24 protein-coding genes are annotated in these 21,014 nt (G+C 39.5%); 14 read left to right on the top strand and 10 right to left on the bottom strand.

Annotation, left to right across the window (positions count from 1 at the left end):
* Positions 1 to 15: 15 nt before the first annotated feature.
* The 5 genes from AC2IOM_RS18620 to AC2IOM_RS18640 are packed head-to-tail and all read right to left on the bottom strand — an operon-like array spanning position 16 to position 5,239.
* Complete coding sequence (locus AC2IOM_RS18620; RefSeq protein ID WP_010558500.1) at positions 16 to 1,251, bottom strand: ABC transporter permease; 1,236 nt, start codon at positions 1,249 to 1,251, stop codon at positions 16 to 18.
* Positions 1,248 to 2,438: an efflux RND transporter periplasmic adaptor subunit gene (locus AC2IOM_RS18625; RefSeq protein WP_486359711.1), complete on the bottom strand. Its 1,191-nt coding sequence runs from the start codon at positions 2,436 to 2,438 to the stop codon at positions 1,248 to 1,250. The genes AC2IOM_RS18620 and AC2IOM_RS18625 overlap by 4 nt, the downstream gene beginning before the upstream one ends.
* Entirely contained in the window at positions 2,435 to 3,601 is a 1,167-nt protein-coding gene (locus AC2IOM_RS18630; RefSeq protein WP_486359712.1) for an efflux RND transporter periplasmic adaptor subunit, read from the bottom strand. The genes AC2IOM_RS18625 and AC2IOM_RS18630 overlap by 4 nt, the downstream gene beginning before the upstream one ends.
* Positions 3,594 to 4,568, bottom strand: a complete 975-nt coding sequence (locus AC2IOM_RS18635) for an HlyD family secretion protein (protein ID WP_486359713.1) — start codon at positions 4,566 to 4,568, stop codon at positions 3,594 to 3,596. Before AC2IOM_RS18635 ends, AC2IOM_RS18630 begins: the two co-directional genes overlap by 8 nt.
* Entirely contained in the window at positions 4,565 to 5,239 is a 675-nt protein-coding gene (locus AC2IOM_RS18640) for an ABC transporter ATP-binding protein (protein ID WP_486359714.1), read from the bottom strand. The genes AC2IOM_RS18635 and AC2IOM_RS18640 overlap by 4 nt, the downstream gene beginning before the upstream one ends.
* Before the next feature lie 800 nt (positions 5,240 to 6,039).
* Between AC2IOM_RS18640 and AC2IOM_RS18645 the strand changes: the two genes are divergently transcribed.
* The 3 genes from AC2IOM_RS18645 to AC2IOM_RS18655 are packed head-to-tail and all read left to right on the top strand — an operon-like array spanning position 6,040 to position 7,663.
* Complete coding sequence (locus tag AC2IOM_RS18645; protein WP_486359715.1) at positions 6,040 to 6,231, top strand: hypothetical protein; 192 nt, start codon at positions 6,040 to 6,042, stop codon at positions 6,229 to 6,231.
* Between the two features lie 42 nt (positions 6,232 to 6,273).
* Positions 6,274 to 7,440, top strand: a complete 1,167-nt coding sequence (locus tag AC2IOM_RS18650; RefSeq protein ID WP_486359716.1) for a reverse transcriptase family protein — start codon at positions 6,274 to 6,276, stop codon at positions 7,438 to 7,440.
* Positions 7,433 to 7,663 (top strand): retron Se72 family effector protein, encoded by a 231-nt coding sequence (locus AC2IOM_RS18655; RefSeq protein WP_486359717.1) that lies wholly within the window; start codon positions 7,433 to 7,435, stop codon positions 7,661 to 7,663. The genes AC2IOM_RS18650 and AC2IOM_RS18655 overlap by 8 nt, the downstream gene beginning before the upstream one ends.
* Before the next feature lie 145 nt (positions 7,664 to 7,808).
* On the opposite strand, the gene AC2IOM_RS18660 is transcribed toward AC2IOM_RS18655, so the two are convergent.
* The gene (locus tag AC2IOM_RS18660) at positions 7,809 to 8,777 is read right to left on the bottom strand and encodes a dihydrodipicolinate synthase family protein (protein WP_486359718.1); all 969 of its coding nucleotides are present in this window, start codon (positions 8,775 to 8,777) and stop codon (positions 7,809 to 7,811) included.
* A gap of 374 nt (positions 8,778 to 9,151) precedes the next feature.
* Between AC2IOM_RS18660 and AC2IOM_RS18665 the strand changes: the two genes are divergently transcribed.
* The 5 genes from AC2IOM_RS18665 to AC2IOM_RS18685 all read left to right on the top strand — a co-directional run bounded on the left by AC2IOM_RS18665 (position 9,152) and on the right by AC2IOM_RS18685 (position 11,681).
* On the top strand, positions 9,152 to 9,496 hold the full coding sequence (locus AC2IOM_RS18665) for a VOC family protein (RefSeq protein ID WP_486359719.1): 345 nt from the start codon (positions 9,152 to 9,154) through the stop codon (positions 9,494 to 9,496).
* 10 nt (positions 9,497 to 9,506) lie between these two features.
* A complete protein-coding gene (locus AC2IOM_RS18670) occupies positions 9,507 to 9,956 on the top strand; it encodes a GNAT family N-acetyltransferase (RefSeq protein ID WP_486359720.1) in 450 nt (149 codons plus the stop codon).
* A gap of 20 nt (positions 9,957 to 9,976) precedes the next feature.
* Positions 9,977 to 10,465 carry a GNAT family N-acetyltransferase gene (locus AC2IOM_RS18675; RefSeq protein WP_486359721.1) on the top strand — a complete coding sequence of 163 codons (489 nt, stop codon included), beginning with the start codon at positions 9,977 to 9,979 and terminating at the stop codon, positions 10,463 to 10,465.
* 103 nt (positions 10,466 to 10,568) lie between these two features.
* Positions 10,569 to 11,072 (top strand): peptide deformylase, encoded by a 504-nt coding sequence (def, locus tag AC2IOM_RS18680; RefSeq protein ID WP_486359722.1) that lies wholly within the window; start codon positions 10,569 to 10,571, stop codon positions 11,070 to 11,072.
* A 231-nt stretch (positions 11,073 to 11,303) separates the two neighbouring features.
* Positions 11,304 to 11,681 carry a hypothetical protein gene (locus tag AC2IOM_RS18685; RefSeq protein ID WP_486359723.1) on the top strand — a complete coding sequence of 126 codons (378 nt, stop codon included), beginning with the start codon at positions 11,304 to 11,306 and terminating at the stop codon, positions 11,679 to 11,681.
* Positions 11,682 to 11,717: 36 nt separating this feature from the next.
* Here AC2IOM_RS18685 and AC2IOM_RS18690 read toward each other — a convergent pair whose 3' ends face one another.
* Positions 11,718 to 12,890, bottom strand: coding sequence for a benzoate/H(+) symporter BenE family transporter (locus AC2IOM_RS18690; RefSeq protein ID WP_486359724.1), 1,173 nt, complete (start codon positions 12,888 to 12,890; stop codon positions 11,718 to 11,720).
* Positions 12,891 to 12,991: 101 nt separating this feature from the next.
* Between AC2IOM_RS18690 and AC2IOM_RS18695 the strand changes: the two genes are divergently transcribed.
* Entirely contained in the window at positions 12,992 to 13,531 is a 540-nt protein-coding gene (locus tag AC2IOM_RS18695) for a helix-turn-helix domain-containing protein (protein WP_486359725.1), read from the top strand.
* A 90-nt stretch (positions 13,532 to 13,621) separates the two neighbouring features.
* On the opposite strand, the gene AC2IOM_RS18700 is transcribed toward AC2IOM_RS18695, so the two are convergent.
* On the bottom strand, positions 13,622 to 14,842 hold the full coding sequence (locus AC2IOM_RS18700; RefSeq protein WP_486359726.1) for an endonuclease/exonuclease/phosphatase family protein: 1,221 nt from the start codon (positions 14,840 to 14,842) through the stop codon (positions 13,622 to 13,624).
* A 236-nt stretch (positions 14,843 to 15,078) separates the two neighbouring features.
* Between AC2IOM_RS18700 and AC2IOM_RS18705 the strand changes: the two genes are divergently transcribed.
* The 5 genes from AC2IOM_RS18705 to rsgA all read left to right on the top strand — a co-directional run bounded on the left by AC2IOM_RS18705 (position 15,079) and on the right by rsgA (position 18,187).
* Entirely contained in the window at positions 15,079 to 15,531 is a 453-nt protein-coding gene (locus tag AC2IOM_RS18705) for a hypothetical protein (RefSeq protein ID WP_486359727.1), read from the top strand.
* Between the two features lie 11 nt (positions 15,532 to 15,542).
* Positions 15,543 to 15,860 carry a hypothetical protein gene (locus tag AC2IOM_RS18710; RefSeq protein ID WP_486359728.1) on the top strand — a complete coding sequence of 106 codons (318 nt, stop codon included), beginning with the start codon at positions 15,543 to 15,545 and terminating at the stop codon, positions 15,858 to 15,860.
* Between the two features lie 230 nt (positions 15,861 to 16,090).
* Complete coding sequence (locus AC2IOM_RS18715; protein WP_486359729.1) at positions 16,091 to 16,645, top strand: TetR/AcrR family transcriptional regulator; 555 nt, start codon at positions 16,091 to 16,093, stop codon at positions 16,643 to 16,645.
* A 116-nt stretch (positions 16,646 to 16,761) separates the two neighbouring features.
* Complete coding sequence (locus AC2IOM_RS18720) at positions 16,762 to 17,172, top strand: RNHCP domain-containing protein (RefSeq protein WP_019647342.1); 411 nt, start codon at positions 16,762 to 16,764, stop codon at positions 17,170 to 17,172.
* Positions 17,159 to 18,187, top strand: coding sequence for a ribosome small subunit-dependent GTPase A (gene rsgA, locus AC2IOM_RS18725; RefSeq protein WP_486359730.1), 1,029 nt, complete (start codon positions 17,159 to 17,161; stop codon positions 18,185 to 18,187). The genes AC2IOM_RS18720 and rsgA overlap by 14 nt, the downstream gene beginning before the upstream one ends.
* Before the next feature lie 352 nt (positions 18,188 to 18,539).
* On the opposite strand, the gene AC2IOM_RS18730 is transcribed toward rsgA, so the two are convergent.
* Positions 18,540 to 19,004 (bottom strand): Sbal_3080 family lipoprotein, encoded by a 465-nt coding sequence (locus tag AC2IOM_RS18730; RefSeq protein WP_010558467.1) that lies wholly within the window; start codon positions 19,002 to 19,004, stop codon positions 18,540 to 18,542.
* 403 nt (positions 19,005 to 19,407) lie between these two features.
* Entirely contained in the window at positions 19,408 to 20,880 is a 1,473-nt protein-coding gene (locus AC2IOM_RS18735) for a sensor domain-containing diguanylate cyclase (protein ID WP_486359731.1), read from the bottom strand.
* Positions 20,881 to 21,014 lie beyond the last annotated feature (134 nt).

Below are 21,014 nucleotides of genomic sequence, written 5' to 3' on the forward strand. Positions count from 1 at the left end.
TTTACCTCACTAATATTAATCACTTTGCAGTGCATCAATCGGATCAAGCTTAGAGGCTTTAATCGCGGGGTAAACACCAAAAACAAGGCCTACCAACGCACAAATACTAAACGATAACACTATTGCGCTCAGCGACCATGACACCGCCCACTGGGAGTAAAAAGCAATCAGCTCTGACAGTGCAATACCAAAGAATACACCCAGTAAGCCACCTAAAATGGAAATGGTGAAACTCTCAGTAATAAACTGCACTTGAATGTTCTTTTGCGTTGCCCCAATGGCGCGCAATAAACCGATTTCTTTGGTGCGCTCAAGCACAGTGGCTAGCATAATGTTCATAATGCCAATGCCGCCCACCAGCAGCGAAATCCCCGCTACACACGACATTACAATATTAAAAATTTGCTGGGTTTGCTTTTGCTGTGCCAATAACGCGGCAGGCACAATCAGCTTGTAATCATCAATATCGTTATGACGCCCTTTCACTAAGGCATCAATCGCTTGTGCAGCCATCACAGGGCTAAAGCCCGGTTCGGTGGCAAGTTTAATACGGGTAATTTCGGGGTCGAGTAATTCGCTTTTAAAACGGTGGATCGCCGTTTTAAGCGGAATAAAAATCTGGTTTTGTTCATCGCCTAATTTAACGCCCTGAAACTCTTTTTTCTTTAAAAATGGCGCTTCAAGAATACCCACTACTTCAAACCACAAATGGTTAATTTTGACTGATTTACCCACCGCATCGCCAAGCGGGAACAAAGTACGCGCGGTATTTGCACCGAGCAGCGCCACTTGCGAAAAATGTTGCCCATCTTGCTGATTAAGCAAACGCCCAGCACTTAAATCAAAATGTGCAAGCTCAAAGTAGTTTTCACTTACACCTACCGCTTGGCCATCAAATTTGGCGTATTCACTAAACACATGGTAGGTTTCAACCACTTTTTCAGCGGCAAAATCAGTAATAAACGGCAAGGCTTCAACTGCAACTTTGCCATCGTTAAGCGATAACCCGTCCGAGTGCTTTCGCTGCTCTCTTAGTTCATCCTCTTCAAAGTCTTTGGCTTCTACAATTACGTTATTAAGGCCCATTGAATCAATCATTTTCAATGCTTCACGCTGTGCACCTTCACCAATGTTCAACATAGCAATTACCGCACCTACACCAAAGATCATACCGAGCAAGGTTAAAAAGGTACGCATTTTATGCTGTTGCAATTGCACTGCGGCATCTTTAAATAATCCGACTAAATTCATAGTTTGCCCTCCTGCTCAACTAGCGCAATTACATCACCTTTGGAAAGGCCCTTTACAATTTCAACATGGCTTAAATTACTTGCGCCTAAGGTAACAGGCGCTTTGCTGTAACCCGATGCCGTTTTAAGTTGCACATACGCGCCTTCTTCGTCAGCAAATACGCTAAATTTTGGTACGATTAGTTTTTCTGCTGGCTGATCCGCCACTATGTTTGCCACCACTTTTAAGCCCGGTCGTAAGTAGTCGCCTTGCTCATCAATACTGGCGGTGATTTCGTAATACTTTTGCGGATCTTGTCGCTTAATTGATTTAGGAAACGGTGCAAGCTTACTTATTTTGCCAGTAAAGATTTTATTGGGTGTTGAAATAAGCGAAAACTCAATTGCTTGATCTTGCTTTAAATTAATCGCTTCGCGCTCTTTTACAAACAACTTGATTTGCATAACCGAGGTATCAGGCAAGCCCGCAATTTTTTGGCCCGGCCATAAAGTTTGCCCTGCTCTTGGCTTTTCACCATGCCAGTTTACACTGTGTGTAAGCAAGCCATCGTGCGGGGCAACCACCTCTAACGACGACAAATTACCATCGAGCATATTAATTTTGCTTTGATGCTGCTGGCTCTGCATGTTTAACAGGTCTAACTCGCCTTGCGCGCTGCTATTAAACTGATCAGACTGCCAATTAAAATAGGCCGTTTTGGCATTTAAATAGTCGACTTTTTGTGCTTGCTCTAAAATCTCAAGTTTCGAGATAATACGGTCATCGTCGATAGAGAAATTTTCAGCAAATTGCTTTTCTTCTTCAACAATTTCCATATCAAACCCTAAGTGTTTTCTACGCGTGTCGATTTCGGTATTTTTACCCGATAAATCTTGCGACACTTTTTGGTTTGAAAAATCACTCTCGCGTTTTTGCTTAATCATTACACGACCATCAAACCGTGCAATCACTTCACCTTTTTTAACTTGAGAATATTCCGGCATTAGCCAAGCCAGCGTTTGCGGCCCGCGCGATGACGCAGGAGTGCTAATCACAGTCTCGTTGGCGGCAATCAACTCCCCCTTTGCCTCTACATAATTTTTAAACGGGGCTTTTTGCACGGTGAACGTAAGCTCGGCGGCTACATCATCGGTTTTTGAGCACGCGGTTAACAAAATCACGCTTACAACAATAGCTAAATACTTCATAAACGCACTACCTCTCCTTGTTCAATGCCGCTTTTTATTACCGCAAAACCATTACTAATATTACCTACCGTAACTGGGGTTTTATCACCATTTCTTTCAATTACATACGCGCTTGATTGGTCGCTATGCAATGCGCTTACAGGCACAATCAATACATCGTCAATTTTATCGGTCGCTATTTCTACGCGGGCGGTTAACCCTGGGCGCATCGCAGCTGCATTGATATTATCAAGCTTAATTAAGGTGTCGACGATTCGGCGTTTATCTTGCGGCGATTTTTCACGAAACGCACTGCCAATACTGGTTATTTTGCCCGATGTAATAATCGGCTCAGAACCATCAATGGTCACTTTAACATTCTGATTAAGTGCAATGCGGCCAAAGTCAGCTTCATCAATTTGTGCTTTTACCTGCATATCTTCAATCACCGCTAATTCAATTACCGGCTGACCAAATTGCACACTTTCACCTACCGTAGGCTTTTCGCCACTGGCATCGGTGTAATACATTACAATGCCATCTATGGGTGCTTTTACTTTGAGCTTTTCAATGTCGTGTTCTAGGGCATCAACTTCTGCTTTTAAGCGCTCGGCTTTACCTTTAGCTAAGCGAATATTCAGCGCTTTAGTTTCATCTTGAAAGGTCAGTTTTTTCTTAGCCAGCTCAAGATCGTTTTGCGCAATGGTAAAATCAATCTGTGCCTTGCGTTTATCGTTATCCGACATTGAATCATCGTTAATATCGGCCTTACGCTTGGCAATATCGTAATTCATTTGCGCTTCGGCAAGGGCGAGTTTTAACTCTTCTTGGTTTTTAATCTCTTGCGCTTTTTGGTTTTCGAGCTCTTTTACCGCGCGGTCATATTCGCTGGTTTTTTCAATTAAGCGGTCGCGCACGGGTTTATCATCAAAAGAGGCAACCATTTCGCCTTTTTTCACTTGTTTATTCTCAGGCGCTAAAAACTTCACCTTGTATTGCCACATACGCGAAATAGACGGCGGTGCAATAAGCGATTGCTGTGCCGACTCTAATTCACCATTGGCTTGCACAGCCAATTGTAAGCTAGTTTTTTCAATGGTGTGATAATCAAATTCATCATCGCCACAACCGGTTAGCGAAAAGGCGATTAGGCTTGCAACTAAGCCAAGCTTAAACTTATTCATTGCAGCCTCCTTGTACCACAACGCGCCCCGTCATACCCGGTAAAATTTTTAACTGCTGTGTGTCGTCAAACTCAAACACTGCGCGATAGTAGGCATCTTTACCCCACTCTTTACGCTCTTCTGGTTGTGTTGAAATATCGCTTAATTTTGCAGTGAGTGGCGTATCTTGATACGCATCAAGCGTAAGCGACATTGTTTGCTCTTGCTTTAAGTGCTTATAATCAATTTCGTGCACCCAAGCTTCTAAATAAAGGCCGGTCATCGCTGGAATTTCAGCAATTTTCCAACCTGGTTGAGCGGTAACCCCTGAAAACAATTTAGTGCCATACCAAGGGTGATTACCATACAAAATGGGGCCTTGATTGGTGGCTTTATGGGTAAGCTTTTGCAAACGTTCGCGGTTTTCTTTTAAGTTAATTTGCAAATGCTCTATTTCGATTTCTTGCTTGCGAATGTTTACCTGCGCCGTAGTTTTGGCCTCAGCTAGGCTTGCTTTAGCTTTGTGTTTTTGAATCACCGCTTGCTCAAGCTTTAGCTGGTTTTCTTCATAATCAAACGCACTTACATGGCTTTTCGGCACAGCCGCATCAATTTTGGCTTTTTCAAGTAACAAATCAGCACGGGCAAGCGCAAATTCGGCTTCTAAAATGGCTTGTTTTCCCTTGTTTTGTTGGCGCTTTAATTCATCTTGTGCGGTGTTAAGGCTTACTTCGTCTTGTTCAATAGTGCTGGCAATTGAGCCGCCCTCAAATACCACAACCACATCACCGGGTTTGGCAACTTCGCCCTCGGGTAACATCCATTCAACTTGAATGCGCCATGTATCGCTCTGCGGTGCAAAAAAGGTTTGGCTGTCGCTCGCTTTTATTTCCCCAGTAATAAAAATATTTTGCGAAGCAAACACCTTCGTTGTAAAAAGCGCGCTTGCAAGCATCAAAGGCAGCGCGCTAAGTTTAAGTGTTTTCATTGAACGCTATCCTCTATTTTCACGCCATCTTTCATGCGAATAATGCGCTTTGCGTATTCAGCAATGTCTTCTTCGTGGGTCACCATCACAATGGTGTGGCCTTGAGCGTGCAGGTCACATAACAGTGACATAATTTCGTGAGATGTTTTGCTGTCTAGGTTACCGGTAGGTTCATCGGCAAAAATCACTTTAGGTTCATTAACTAAGGCTCTGGCTATTGCCACACGTTGCCTTTGCCCACCCGACATTTCATTTGGCTTATGCCCTGCCCTGTGATCAAGCCCCACCTTGGCAAGCATGGCTAACCCTTTTTGTTTTGCTTGTTCTGGCGATATATCACTGTACCTAAGCGGCAAGGTAACATTTTCAAGTGCGGTTAAACGGGTTAACAAATGAAAAGTTTGAAAAATAAAGCCAATACGCTGATTACGGATTTTTGATAAGTCTTCATCACACATATCTTGAATTGATTGGTTAGACAAAAAATACTCACCTTTAGTTGGCGTATCTAAACAACCCAAAATATTCATTAGCGTTGATTTGCCCGACCCCGACGAGCCCATAATGGCGACGAACTCCCCTTCGTCAATGGTGATAGAGACATCGTTTAACGCGGTAACGCGCGTTTCTCCACTGCCGTACTCGCGATATAGATTCTTCACTTCAAGCACTGCACACATTCCTTGATTATAATTTTTAGCCGTTAACGGTATACAATCTGAGCAGTTCAGTCAACTGATATAACCAACTGATTTAAATAGATAAAAACACATTTAAATGAGAATTAATCGCGTTAACTATTTGTAACAAAACGTGTATTTGCAAAGGTGGGAGTTTTGCTTGATTTGGCGTTAAAAATAAAGGTAAAGCGCCAGCCTTAAGCGGCACTGTGTACAGTAAACCAGTAACTGAAAAAATACTGCATAAAATGCTTAAACCACCCAAAAACAAGAGTTTTAGAAATAACAATAGATAATACAGCGTTAAAAACAGCTACTTTTCGATTTTTATATTTGAATATGTTTAGCTTAAACACATCGAGTTAGTCACTTTGCAAAATATAAGGCCTGACCCGAATAGTTTCTTATTTCATTCTGATTAACATTAACGCCTTCTATCCAACTAATAATTAAAAGAAATTTTTAGCTCTGTGATTATTGACTCTTTCTTGGGTTTTTAATAATCTGAGTCACGTAGGTGCTATTCGCCTATTTGTTATTGTTCTTTAAGTGTATAAAAAACAGAAAACCGATGCTCTTCTTAATGTAGAGCGATCCGAAAGGATCATGACCGGCCTCCTGGGATATATTAGGTGCGTTGGCTAAAGTTAGATTTAGCCGTTAAAAATAGTGCCCTCTATACGACAGTTGTCTGGCGAAGAGTTAGAAGTCGGCTCAAGTGGTCAATACAATTATTTCTGAAGCATTCTTTTTGGTCTGGCGTATTTTAACTAGCCAAATAGGAGGCAAAGATGAAGCAAAAGCTTACATTAAAATATACACGTTTGACAGAGAACACAGAAGAATTATTCACAGTTGAGTATGAATCTGAAGAACAAGTTGACCCGAGTTCACAAAGTAAAATAGGACTGGTTTCAGACTATTTACCAGTGATTGTTTCAGTAGTTATAAACGTCCTTCCGGAGGTAATTAACTTCTTCTAACACCGACTTCTTTCCATTTTATTTAAATTATATAGGTTATGCATGGATAAACCTTATTACCCTCATGCAGCTATTGCATCAATTGAAAAGTTAGCTCGCACTCTAGGAATCCACCCAAAAAGATTACTGTCTATTGCAGCTAAAGTTGATGACTCATACACTGAATACCAACTTACCGACAAAAATAGAACAGTATTTGAACCTAAATACGAACTTAAAAAAATTCAAAAACGCATAAACTCAAGAATCTTTGAAGAAGTAGAATTCCCTGCATATCTCCAAGGTGGAATAAAAGCTGAGAATAAAAGAGATTATGTCGAAAATGCGAAGATACATGCCAATGCAGAAACTCTGATTAGCTTAGATATCAAGAAATTTTATACCAATATTAAATCTGAAAACGTTAGAGATATTTATAAATATTTTTTTAAGTTTCCGGATGAGGTAACAGAGCTTTTAGTCAAGTTGACCACCTTTAAAGGAAAAGTTCCTCAAGGAGGCTGCACATCCAGCTATTTAGCTAATTTGGTTTTTTTCAACGCAGAATATCGTTTAGTTTCATCTTTTCGTGGTCAGAATATTAAGTACTCTAGGTTACTGGACGACGTTACAATCTCCACAAACAAAAATCTCAATAATGAGCGATGTACGAAAGCAATCAAGAGTGTTGTGGGGATGTTTATTAATCATGGCTTGAAACTAAATACCAAAAAGACAAAAATTGAATATCGCGGTAAGGCTCATAAAGGATTTGAAGTTACAGGGTTATGGGTTGAACATAGGCAACCAAAATTGCGAAGAAATGATAGACGATATATTCGCCAATTAGTTCATAACTGTGAACTTCAATACCCCAATCAATGTACTACATCTGACTATCATAAATTATGGAATAGGACGTCAGGTCAAGTCGCCAAATTAAGTCGTCTAAATCACCCCCAAGCGACAAAGCTCAGAAACAGGTTAAAATTAGTTTTGCCTAAATATGATGACTATGATGCAAACAAGATCAAGATCCTAGCAAATAAACTATTGAGAGTACCGGCTGATCAACATAACAAGATTGGAAGAATCAAAGACTACAATAAGCTTATGTTTAAATTGGGCATTCTATCAAGATCGCACTCTGGACTTTCAAAAGATTTAACTAAAAAACTAAAAGCTCATTATAAAAGTGTGCCTACTAAAAAGGAGTATTGGCTTGAGTAATACAAAAAATAGAGAAAGCGGTGTTATTCATGTATATGATGCCTTTAAGGGATTTGGTTTTATAAGAAGGGCGAAAGGTAAAGATGTCTTTTTCTTTTATGACGAGTTAGTAACGGGGGATACTGAACCAGCTGAGGGTGATATTGTTAGCTTTGAAGTTGAGAAAAAACCTCGAGGGCCAAGAGCTAAAGATATTCATAAAGAGGGCCACATAGATTCTTGATAAATTGTTGGCACAAAGGATCATTGGAGTCACAAAAAAATTTAATAGGAGACAAGTTTTGCATTGTGCACACCTACAACTCTCCCAAAACCCACAAAAAAAGCTCCGTAAACGGAGCTTTGATCTTTTCAAAAAACTACAAGAGTTATTCAGCTAAACCAAGTACTTCAAGGCGCGCTTTTGCAAGTTGGTAACGTGCGCGTACATCATCAATTTGCGCTGCCGTAAGCTTTTTGCCTAATGTGCGTAGGCCACCTGCTTCGTCATTGTGGTGAATACCAAATGCAAACTTTAGGTATTCTAATAACAGTGGCTGAGCATCAAGGTATGAAATTGAGTTCATTGCTTTCGAGATTTTATTCGCTTCAGCCCAATTGCCCTCATTTACATACTCTTGCATGGTTACACTTGCTTTCGGAAAGATGCACCCTACACCTGTAATGCCGCCACATGCGCCAGCAAGGCCTGCGTGCACCGTTACTGTGTCTACACCTGCTAAGATTTTTGCATCTTTGTTTTCTAGCATCAGCGTTTCAATAACGGATACGTCAGTTGTTGAAATTTTAAGTGCTGTAACTTCTGGCAGTGCTGCAAGCTTTCTTAATATATCGGTTGAAAGCGCATGGTAACCTGCTGCATCTGGGTTGTTGTAAGGCATAATCGTAATGCCAGCTTCACGTGCTGCATCTGCGGCAAGCGCGTAATAAGCATACATTTCATCATCAGAAGGTGCTTCTTGGGTTTTTGGTGGCATTACCATTACCGTATCTACACCTACTGTTGCCAGCTCAGTAACAATAGTTGCAAGCGCTTCTTTGGTTTCTGCCGCAGCACCACTAATTAATGGCACGTTAAACTCTTTAGCAACCTCAGAAAGCGCACTTAGTAGAGAAAGACGCTGCTCAGCGCTTAGGTAGCTATTTTCACCCAGCGTGCCCGAACCAACAAGGCCACCCATGCGTGTGCCGGCTTTACCTTCAACACGTAAAATATCAGCTGCATACTTTTGTGTTGCAACTAGGTCAATTTCAAGTGCGCCTGTTTCAGTCTCTTTTAACCATGTAAACACGGCAGGCATAACCGTATAACGCCAATCTGTACTATTTGTTTGCATCGTATTACCTTTTGTATAAAATCTTTATTGCCCGACTATATCGTATAAAATATACAAAATAAACATTTGTGTGAAATTGTCTTTAATAAATGCTTAAAATTAGTGAGCTGTAATGAGTTTAGCAAGCATACAATTTAGGTTAACGTAAAGCCTATTTGTCGTAAAACATCTGCAAAACCCACCGATTCCATTAACTAAACCTCCGTTTTTAAATGCGTTTAGTTATCTTTGGCTATTGAAAGGTTTACTAATGCACCTACGCTATTTATAGTTTTGTAAAACTTTGGGCGCTCTTACTTTGCCCTTAGCCATTTCACTAATGCCCTTTTGCACTTTTTAAGTGTTAATACGTGCTGCTTATTTATGGAAATATCATGGATGTTATCGATATAAAAACATTTATTCCGAGTAAGGACTACGAGGTTTCTTTATCTTTTTATGCTGAAATTGGCTTTAGGTCTGAATATGTGAGTGAAGACCTTACGCTTTTTGAAAATGGCGATTGTCTTTTTTTCTTGCAGCGCTTTTACAACGAAGATTTAGCAAATAACTTTATGTTGCAAATTTGCGTTGCGGATATCGAAGATGCGTTTGAGTTATGTAGCAACTCAAAATACAAAACTAAAATTACACCAATTCAACAAATGCCTTGGGGCAACGTATTTTATCTATGGGGACCTTCGGGCGAACTTTTGCATATTACCCAATTAGGCAGTTAATTAACAAAATATGATAGCTCAACTTACCCATTCAAATAGCGATATTGCTTCGCACATTTACGCTGTGTTTCAAGCTTCTTATAAAATTGAAGCCGCACTGATTGGCACCGATAATTTTCCACCGCTGTCACGCACGCCACAGGGCATAGCAAGCTCAAATACCTTATTTTATGGTTTTTATGAGGGTGACAGCCTTGCTGGTGTTATCGAAATCACATACCAAGATAACCTATTAGAAGTAGACAGTTTAACCGTTGCGCCAGAGCATTTTCGTAAAGGCATTGCCGGAAAACTAATGAACTATGTGTTAAATGCGTTTGATTTTACCAAAGCCATTGTTGAAACCGCGGTAGTCAATGCGCCTGCTATTCGCTTATACCAAAAGCACGGCTTTAACGAGTTTAAGCGTTTTACACCCAGCCATGGCATTGAAAAAGTAGCGTTAATAAAACAACAATAATAGAAGACATTTACAACACTATGATTCGACATGCATGCAAGGACGATTGCTTACAATTAGCCGCCCTTTCAATAAAAGTGTGGCTCGACACCTATGCCGTTGAAGGCATAAAGCGCGAATACGCGCAGTATGCCCTTGCTACCTTTACGGAAAGCTATTTTAGTTCGTTACTTGATTCGCCAGATTACAACTTATTAGTGATAGAACAAGACCAAGTAATACAAGGCTATGCCCTGCTTAATATGAACTCTCACTATCAATCGGCAAATAATGGTTTTGAGCTTGAAAAACTGTATATCGATACTCGATTTAAAGGCCAAGGTTTAGGTAAACAACTTTTAACCGCGGTAGAACACGAATTTGGTAACGTGTATTGGCTGTACACTTGGGTTGAAAACGAGTCTAACGGGTTTTATTTGCATTTAGGATTTCGCAAAATTGGCCAACTCAATTTTGAATTTGCTGGCACACAAATCGAAAATAACGTTTATCAATCTGGGCTTATCTAACATACAATTGCGCCATCATAACACTTAGCTTGTTTGTCATAATTAATCAGCAAGCACTCCAAAGCCCCATCAAGGGCGATTAGCCAAAAATAATTGAGGTAAAATGGCCGTTTTAGAAATACTAAAAGCTCCAAACGAGAAGTTGAAAGTTAACGCCGAAAAGGTAACCGATGTTGCAAGCGTGCAAACTTTAATTGATGACATGCTAGATACCATGTATCACACCGACGATGGTATTGGACTTGCCGCAACACAAGTAGGCAGAAGCGAAGCCATTATCGTTATTGATATTTCTGAGCAACGAGATGCACCACTCATTCTAATTAACCCAGAGGTTGTAAGTGGCAACCACAAAGAAATGGGGCAAGAAGGCTGTTTATCAGTTCCTGGTTACTACGCAGACGTAGAGCGTTATACCGAAGTAACCGTTAAAGGTTTAGACCGCACAGGCAAAGAAGTAACCATTGAAAGTGATGACTTTCTTGCCATTGTATTGCAGCATGAAATCGATCATTTAAAAGGTAAGTTGTTTATTGACTACCTTTCGCCTTTAAAGCAAAAAATGGCACTTAAAAAGGTCAAAAAAACAATTAAGTCAGTTGCTTGATAAGGTTTTTCAAAAAAGGCTGTTGGTTTAATTTATCATATATAAAGCACACCGATTATTTTTGAAAATGTGTTGATGCGACTATATGTATTGTGTTTATAAAACGGGTAACAGATTGCTTTCACACCCATTGTGTTACCTGTTTTAAAGTTAGAAAAATAGCAAATGACATATTTTAAAATAATATGCTAAACCGTATACTGACCCCAATTTAAAAACACAGATGTAATCATGGTTGCGCACGGAAAAGTTAACTACTCTTGGCATGGCAATATTCTTCAGTTAGATGTATTTGGCCCTTTTAATGTTATTGGTATCAATAACGCATTTAAAGAGCTCAAAAAGCAAGTTAGCACTAACTTTTTGGAAAAGTGGTATCGCATAGATGTGATTGACGACGAAACCTTAGGCTGCCCTGAAGTAATGAAAACCATCGGGCAAACTTACGTGTGGAGCCTTGAAAACAACTGTCAAATGATTGCTATTGTGTGTGCCAATCGCGTGCAATTAAGTTTACTAAACACGTTTATTGAAAAATCTGGCTTAAATGTTCGTGCCTTCACCAATCAAGAAGATGCCTTAGACACCATTAACACTTTATCCAAATAATACTATTTTGGTTATGCCAATTTAACGTTAATTTAGTTACGAATCCTCCGCCTTTTTGTTCATTAAGCTGGCATAGAACCAACCAAGTAATAAGCCCCAAATAATTGCATTTAACCCCAAAAAACTAATGCCTGAAAGCGTGATCAAAAATGTAAGTAACGACGCTTCACGGTAGCGCGCATTTGAAAATGCACTTTGCAAACACATTAATAAGGTGCCCAATAACGCAAAACCAGCAAGCATTTGGGTCACTTCGCTTGGAAACGCAACAAAAATAGAGACAACACTTGTCGCTAATAACCCTGCTAAAATATAAAATAAACCAGCCCAAATTACCGCACGATAACGATTGCCTTTGTTACTATCAACCTCTTCAGTCATACACATTGCGGCAGAAATAGCAGCAAGATTTAAACTAAAACCACCAAACGGTGCAGCCATCATATTTATAACCCCTGTGCCTATTAAAATAGGTTTAACCGGTGCGGTATATCCATAGCTTTGCATCATTGCTATGCCTGATAAATTCTGCGACAGCATAGTGACAATATAAAGCGGCACTGCAACGTTAAAAATCGCCATCACATCAAACTCTGGGGTAAGCCAAACGGGGTTAGCAACGGCAAAGTGTGCTGTGCTTACTAAATCATTATCAAGGCAAAACGCCGCAACTAAACCAACAATAAGCAGCATTAACATGGTGTACTTTGCGGCAAACCGTTTACTTAACGCATAAGCAATGAACATCAACAAAAACACACCCGGCATACTCATAATAGGTTCAAACGCTTTTACGCAAAACGGCAACAAAATAGCGGCAAGCATGGCGGTTGCCAGCGGTGAAGGAATACGTTTTAGGGCATTTGATAGTGGTGTAACAAGCCCCGTAATGAAAATGAGCGCACCAGTAACAACAAACGCACCAACTAACGTAGGCAAATCATGTTGCGGGGCGATACTTACTAGCATCGCAGCTCCCGGGGTAGACCACGCCGTTAAAATTGGTGTTTTGTAATACCAAGAATAACCGATTGAGCTCAGTCCCATCATTAAGCCAAGGGCGAGCAACCAACTTTCAGTTTGCGCCGCAGAGGCACCCGCCGCCGTTGCCGCTTGTAAAATAATAACAATAGAGCTGGTGTAACCGATTAGTACAGCGCTAAACCCCGCTGTGATATGACTTACAGATAGGTATTTGGTGTTCATCATTCGTTATTCTCTGTGTTATATTTTTAACAACTTGTGCGTAATAACGCACAAGAAACAAAACAATAACACCGTGCGCTATAGCGCACAACCGGGAAGTTACTATGAAAGATGCGATTTTTAGAGCCGAAATTGCCCAACATTTAAAAAGTGAACGTCAAAAGAAAGGGTTAAGCTTAGATAAAACCGCTAAGCTAACCGGTGTATCAAAAGCCATGCTTGGCCAAATTGAACGAGAAGAATCTAGCCCAACCATTGCCACGCTATGGAAAATTGCCAGTGGGTTAGAAACCTCGTTTTCAGCATTTTTCGCAGATAAACCAGACTTGCGCGAAAGTGAGCGGATATTCCCAGACGACCCGCGTATGAAAATAAATACCTTATTTGCGTTTCAACCAGATACTGGTTTAGAGGTTTTTGAAATCACCTTATCTGAGCGCCACCAGCAACTATCAAGTGCGCATAGTGCGGGCGTTATTGAGCATATTCACGTGATTGAAGGTGAATTACAGGTGTTTTTTGACCAACAATGGCATCCTTTAAAACAAGGCGACAGCGTTCGTTTTTATAGCGATCAACCGCACGGTTATGAAGCACTAAGCGAAATTGCGGTTTTTCACAATATTATTAGTTACCCGAAATAATGCATGCCGCTAAAGTAGATTTAAAACTAGAGCCAAAAAACCTAATAGTCGACTATTAGGTTTTTGTTTTTCGTCACTTAGTGAAGAGCATTACTTTGCACATGAATTTGCTAACGCTACATCAACCCAAACTAAACGATGATCTGACGAGGCACTTCTATTGGCAACTAAATGTGCACCTTGTTTACCTTTAGCGGGCCAAAACACAGCGCTGTTTAACACCTTTAAATTTGCTGACGGCAACACATAGTCGGCACGCATTCCCCACCCTGCGGTATGTGTTGCAGCATGTGTGTTTTCAGGTTTATTTTGCAAGCCACCTTCAGATTGTGGCGCGCCATAGTGGTTAACTCGTGGGTGAGACAATAGTTGATTAATCGCATTTGGGTGCGCATCACCATCCACTGCGCTGGCATTTAAATCGCCTAAAATCACAAAAGACTGTGGACTAACGCCGCCATGGCGACCGTTATCATCATAAATATAGTGATTGCTTGATGGGCTAATGTAATCTCGCCAAAAGCGGATTTCATCGTGATTGCGTTTTCCATTGCGGTCTTCTTCGCCGTCAAATACTGGTGGTGTTGGGTGGCTTGCCAGCACATGAATCGTGTTATCGCAAACATTTACCGGCACATCCCAATGAGACTTAGACGACAAACGCATTATCGCGCGCTCGTCACTTGAGTACCATTGGCTACCATTTGGGTTAACTGGCATCAAATTATTCGGCATATCTTGCCACAAAAAGTGTTGGAAAGTGCGGACTTGCTCTGAAACAATGGGGTATTTCGACAACAGTACCATGCCATACTGCCCAGCGTAACGGCCAAAGCCAAAATGAGTAAGCTTAACAGCATCACCTTTTAATTCGGTTTTTACCCCTGTATTTACGGGAGCAAGATACACATATGGGTAAGTAATTGGCGCTAAGCCATTTTGCGATACTTCAAGGTACGCCGTCTTAAATAAATTGATGCCTTTTTCGCGCTTTGCAATGTAATCAAACTCGTTAAGTAAAATAATATCTGGGCGAGTGCGCTGAATAATTTCAGCAATATTATTAATTTGTTGTACGTCACCACTTGCTAATGCTTGCGTAAGCGCATGTGCATTTAGGGTTGATTTTGTAGCTGATTGTTCGCTTGATTGGTAATTCGTGGCTTCCATACTGACATTAAATGTTGCAATGCGAAGCACTTTGTTCTCGTTGATATTTTTAACATCTTGCTGCGGTGTTGGCACAGTATTGCAGCCTAACAGCATACCTAACACAGCAGCGTAACTAATGGCACGTAAATTAATATTCATACACTTTAACAATGGCTTAATTTTGGCTTGGAAAATAGCTTAGTTCCTAGTTAAGCGCAAACAAAGACGCTCAGCCACCAATAAACATCTCATCCGTTATAACAGACTTAAATTAAGCCTTGCGTAACTTTCTGTTACATCTATAAAAATATAATAATGGCAATAAGTTATACAATTTGATACTTATAAATTCATAATAAAAATAAGCTTTGCACAAATAAATTGTCATTCTACATATGAAAAAATTAATCCTCTGTTTTTCCCTTGTTTTACCCAATATTGCGATGAGTTGCCCTACGTTGACCGGAACATGGACATCATCCAGCGAAAAGTTCGAATCATTCAATAAAAAGTGGGCCAATGTTAACGGTAATGCGTGGGCTTTTATGACCCAAACTCAAGGTAAAGAAGTCATAACATTCAATAACGAACAGGAAATGCGCATCAATACCCCTGACATTGAGATCACAATGGGCGAAAAAACCATGACGATGCCAGCGAAAGAAGAACGCATAAACTACTCAATTTTAGGATGTACCGATAGCAGCATTGTTTTACAGTTTGAGCGATACGGTAAAACACAGATATCACAGCTCCATTTCGAAAACGAAACCACTTACTGGGAATATATGGGAAACTCACAAAATGATGGCAATAGCCACATACGCGAGTATTACACTAAACGTTAACGTTGCAACCCATGAAAAAAATCGCCACTTACACCGACACACAAAGAAAAGAAGTGCTTTACTTTGCAATTAATCAAAGCAATGTGGCAAAACCTTTTGTGCTTGGCGGCTATACTAACGATCCCAACTTGCCTCCGATTGCACAAACCGGAGGCGCCAGGTCATTTGGTTTAAGTGAGTTAGATAGTGCTGTTGGCCCTGGAGGACTAAGCTGGCGCGATTTTTTAAGCAAAATAGGATGCAGTTGGGGCATACCTATTATTGAAAAAGCGAAACAGGAAAAGAGCACACACTATGCTTTTAACGCTTTTGACCAAATTGTACGTTAAGCTAAAAACACTAACAAAATCTGATAGTTACTTACAAAATAAATCTTACCTCTCCTATCAAACTCGATTAAAAAAGCCGCACGTGTGACAAAACCACAAGTACTTTGTGCAACAGTTATTTTTAAATTGATAAAACAAATGAACATAAAATAATCAGTTGACAATAAAAAAATATTCTTTAAAATCGCCCAAACTGACCAACCGGTCAGCTTTATTGTTAAGGGTTAAACGTGGATAAACGCGAACAAATTTTAGAAACAGCGATAAAACTATTTGCTGAAAATGGTTTTGAGAAGACGTCTATTTCGACAATCTGCGCAAAAGCTGAAACTTCTAAGGGTTTGGTGTTTCACCACTTTAAAACTAAAGACGAACTGTTGAGGGAAATTTTTGCAAGAATAACTGAAATCATCGGTAATTCTAGTAAAGCGTACAAACAGGAAACAGACCCAGTGAAAAGGTTAATCGCTTTTATTGAGTCTATTTTTTCGGCAATGTCGGTTGATGAGCATAAATACATATATCAGTTAAATTTTAATGTAATGTTTCAACCTTCAACAAGAAGGTTACTTCAAGATTTAATTGAAGAAAGAGCGACAATTTTACAAACCGAAGTTAAGGAAATCTTTGACTTTTTAGGTTATGAATCAAGCAGTATTTTAAGTAAGCTATTTGTTGCTGAAATTGACGGTATTGCATTGAACTACTTGTTTCTTGGCGAAGATTTTGCTTTGCCAGCAGTAAAACAAGTATTTATTGAGAAGTACGTAAAAATGGCCAAATAAAAAAGGCTTTTTACAAACATTATTTATCAAAAATTTTTACACAAAAAACTGACTGCACGGTCAGTCAATTTATTATGGTTAAAGGAGAGCCATCACTTTAAAAGAGGTTAAGCATTATGACGAGAAATAATACCATTCGACAAAATCCACAAGAATCATTTATTTGTGCATCATGTGGTCAAGGAGTTTCGCCAATTATTTATGGTGGTCAGCATAGAAACCATTGCCCATATTGTTTATGTAGTGTGCATATGGATATCAAAGCTGGGGATCGCCGATCAAGTTGTCGCGGAATTATGCAGCCAATAGGCATTCATGTTCAGAAAAATCAAGAATGGTCATTAATTCATAAATGTTCAAAATGTAAGACTATCAGAACCAACAGAGTAGCTGCGGACGATAACGAATTGTTGCTTCTCACGATAGCTGCGGAACCGATTATGTCATTACCATTCCCATCAAAAATGGTCTTAACAAGATTAAAGCAACTTAGTATAGAAAGCGGTAGTAACAATGAACACACATAGCAAGTACAGAGTTATTGAAAAGCATTACGATAGTTATAAAATTCAAACCGAAAGCGGGATTAAATCTGCAATATTAAAAGGCAGTTTTTTACATACTATTAAAAGTAAAGAGTCTCTCCCATGTGTCGGAGATTGGGTGAATGTTGCAAATGAACACTCTCATTATTTAATTAACGGCATTGAGAAAAGACACAGCCTTGTTAGCCGAAAATTCACTGGTAACACTACCGAACAACAGGCAATCGCAGCCAATGTTGATTATGTGTTTATCGTATTGGGTCTTGATCGTGAGCGGCACTATTCTGACCGATTACTTGAACGACTGCTAACAATTGCTTGGAATAGTGGGGCAACCCCTATCGTCATTTTGAATAAGTGCGATTTAAATGACATGGCAAGTTTAATTAAACGACAGTTAGAAACAGTTGCGCTCGATATCAATATCATTATTTGCAGCGCAGAAGATAAAACAGGCATCGACGAAGTTGTATCATATTTGATAAATGGAGCTGTTGGAATGTTTATCGGACCATCAGGTGTTGGTAAATCAACGCTCACAAATACTATTCTCAAAGATAGTATACAGAAAACTAATTCCGGCAGAGATAAAGATAAAAGAGGACGACATACTACTTCAGCATGTTATCTGTTTGAATTAGAAAACGGCGGGTATATTGTTGAATCTTCAGGTATCAAAGAGGTGCAAGCTTGGGCTGAATCAGAAGATATTGAAGCCGTTTTTGGTGAAATTCAAAGTGCATCTAATTTTTGTCATTTTCGAGATTGTTCACATGAAGGTGAGCCGGGCTGCGCAGTTCAACAGGAACTAGAATATGGAAATATAACAGCCGAACGATATGATAGTTACCTGCACTTAAAACAAGAGCAAGCTTTCTTAGAAAGAAGAAGAAATGTTCGAAATAAAAGTGCAGAGCGTCAGCATGACAAAGACTTCACAAAAATGGTTAAGTCTACATTGAGCAAAAAGCAGATATTGCGAGATGCACAACGTTAACCTAAAAAGAAGCGCCCGATACGCTATTGCGGCGCTTTTCATTTTCCTAATCTAATGTCGTTGTTTCTAACCAAAAATTTTCAAATTTTCGCCACTCAAAATGAACTCGTGATTCATAATTGCAATTAATCTATGAGAGTATAGGCTGTAAGTTAAAAAGTATTACTCATAAAAAAGCGCTGAATTATCAGCGCTTTTTAAGAGCTTCTTGTTAAATATTTCCCAATTTAACTATGGGAAGCGTACATTTATTTAAGCTAAAGCTGTTAAATCGCTAGCGCAATATACAACAGCTGTAGCCTAGTTTTTTATGTACAACACAGACGATGCGCTATTGTATTTGTTTTTATAATTACGCTTTACAAATTAGCTTTTCAGCTTGTTTTGTATCGATTTTCTTAAACAGTAAATCCATTGATAGCGAAATACGTTCAGCAGCGTTACCGAACTTACCAAAACCACCACAACCAACAGTATCTACTCTTACGTTACCGATACGATTGTTTTTGTTGTATAAACTAATATCTGCATAACGCATGTAAGTTGTAATATCCCACGCCCAATTCGCTTGATATACAATTGCTTGGTCATACTCAAGTACATAATTTGGCGTTTCTACAACTTCAAATTGGTAACCTTGTTTTGTTAACCAACCAGTAATTGAGTCACGCACGCCATCACGTGTGCGTGTGTCGTCAATTACAGTAACGGTTTTATTGGTTTCAAGTGAAGCTTGCTGTGAGTTTTGAACTACTGTCATACAACCAGAAAGTAGTAACGTAGAAGTAATAGCGACTGCTGATGCTAACTTTTTCATGAATTCAAAATCCTTTGAAATATAGAGAGGGGTGTTTATGGGCTTTTGAATTTTTGCGGGATTAAGTGAGTATTTACTACAAAGCGATGCTAAGTCAGTTTTGTATAAACCTTAGTTTAACCACTACAAAAACTACCAAGAAAGCCGTAAAGACCCTAAAGATTGTTTTTAAAAACACTTTATTAAGATAAAGTAACAGCATGATTTATATCATATTTAACACTACTTATCCCAATAAATTATTAGTTTTATCTCAACAAACGTTAAACAAACTAAAATATGAAAGAGGCGAGAAAACTAAATTGCTAGGTAGGCTTTAACTAAATTGATACTAAAACCCTGAAATATCTGCCACATCACATAATAATACCGTACCAAATATGGCTTTCAGTAAGCACAATTATCAGCAATATTGCACTTGATTACGACCTTGGTTTTTTGCGATATAGAGTGCTTTATCAGCACGTTTAAGCATGGTTTCTAGCGTTTTATCATTTTGATCAAACGTACTCACGCCAATACTTAGAGTGTATCGCACGGTAACATTATCCAATGTTACTTGCTGCTCTGAAATGGCTTGACGTATACGCTCTGCAAGCGAAGTTGCATCATCTTGCGTTGACATAGGCAAAAACACAACAAATTCTTCGCCGCCAATTCGCCCTGTAATATCAGATTCACGGGTAAAATGCCGTAGTATATCTGCTGTGTTTTTTATCACTTCATCGCCCATCGCATGGCCGTAGTTATCGTTGATTAATTTAAATTTATCTAAATCTAATAACAACAGCGCACATGACCCCGGATGGCGCAAATACTGACTAAATAAATGATGGGCAGTTTTAAAAAAACCTCTGCGATTGTATAGCTCTGTAAGTGGATCGGTCACCGCTAGCTTAAGTGCCTTTTGTTTTTGATATTCTAACTGGCATGTACGCTCTTCAACTCGTTGTTCTAGTAATCGAGTTAATTCTTCTTGCTCATCTTGCCTTTGGTTAAACACAGCTTGCACCAATAGCACCACGGCAAAAATAAACAAAAAGAAAAACTGTAAAGTGATTTCCGCACTGGCAGCATGATGTTGATAAAAATAGCCCAAACCTTGGTTACTACCAATCCAAGCAAGACAAAACACCAACATATTCATGCAGCTAGTTAAGGTTGATGACAATCGCATGGCACAGTATAAAAGCGGGAATAATAACAAAGACGGCTGTAAAATAGGTAAATCGAAATGGGTATAACCAGGGCCAAAAATTAAATAACAGCATAACACTGTAATGGCGGTTATTAGCAAAGACTGCGTAACATTTTGGATCGTCATTTTATGCGGCCAGCGTCGCCATAAAAAATAAAGTGCAGGGCTTATCGCAATTGCAGCAAGCGCGTTACTAATGCTCCAATTTAATACACCAAAAAATAAACCGTCAAACCACTCAAGCCCAAGTACATAATAAATGCCCACACCAAAAATAGCCGAAACCATGCCCATTGCGGCGCAGGCAAAAATAAACGTACCAGCCACATTTTCGACTCTTTTTAATGGATTATGTAACACAATTTGCTTGTACATAATATTAAATGCACACAGCGCCGCTAGCGTATTTCCTGTTGATGTAGCCAAGTTTATAACAAGATGATTAAACGAGAATGGATCTAAATTATTGAGATAAAAATGGTAAAACACCGACAGTATGGAACCCGCGGCAACGCCGAGCCATGCCTTACGGCCAAATAAAGTAACTGCAGCAAGCGCGACCCCCGCAGGTGGCCATGTAGACAAAGTTTGCAGTGCTTGCATCGTAAAAATAGCAAACAGCAAGTATATGCAGCAGGTAATTAGATTAAATTGCCAAGGCTTTAATACTATTTTCATATTCTTGTTATCTAGCTCAAGTGGGCTGAGCTAAATGCATCTCCCCTTGGACAACATAGAGCGTGTTGACCTTTACGATCTAAGTTCTATTCAAATGTTTAAAATCCATAATGAGTGTTACGCTTGCGGGTTTC

The organism is Pseudoalteromonas sp. NS-SX12, from assembly GCF_057367955.1.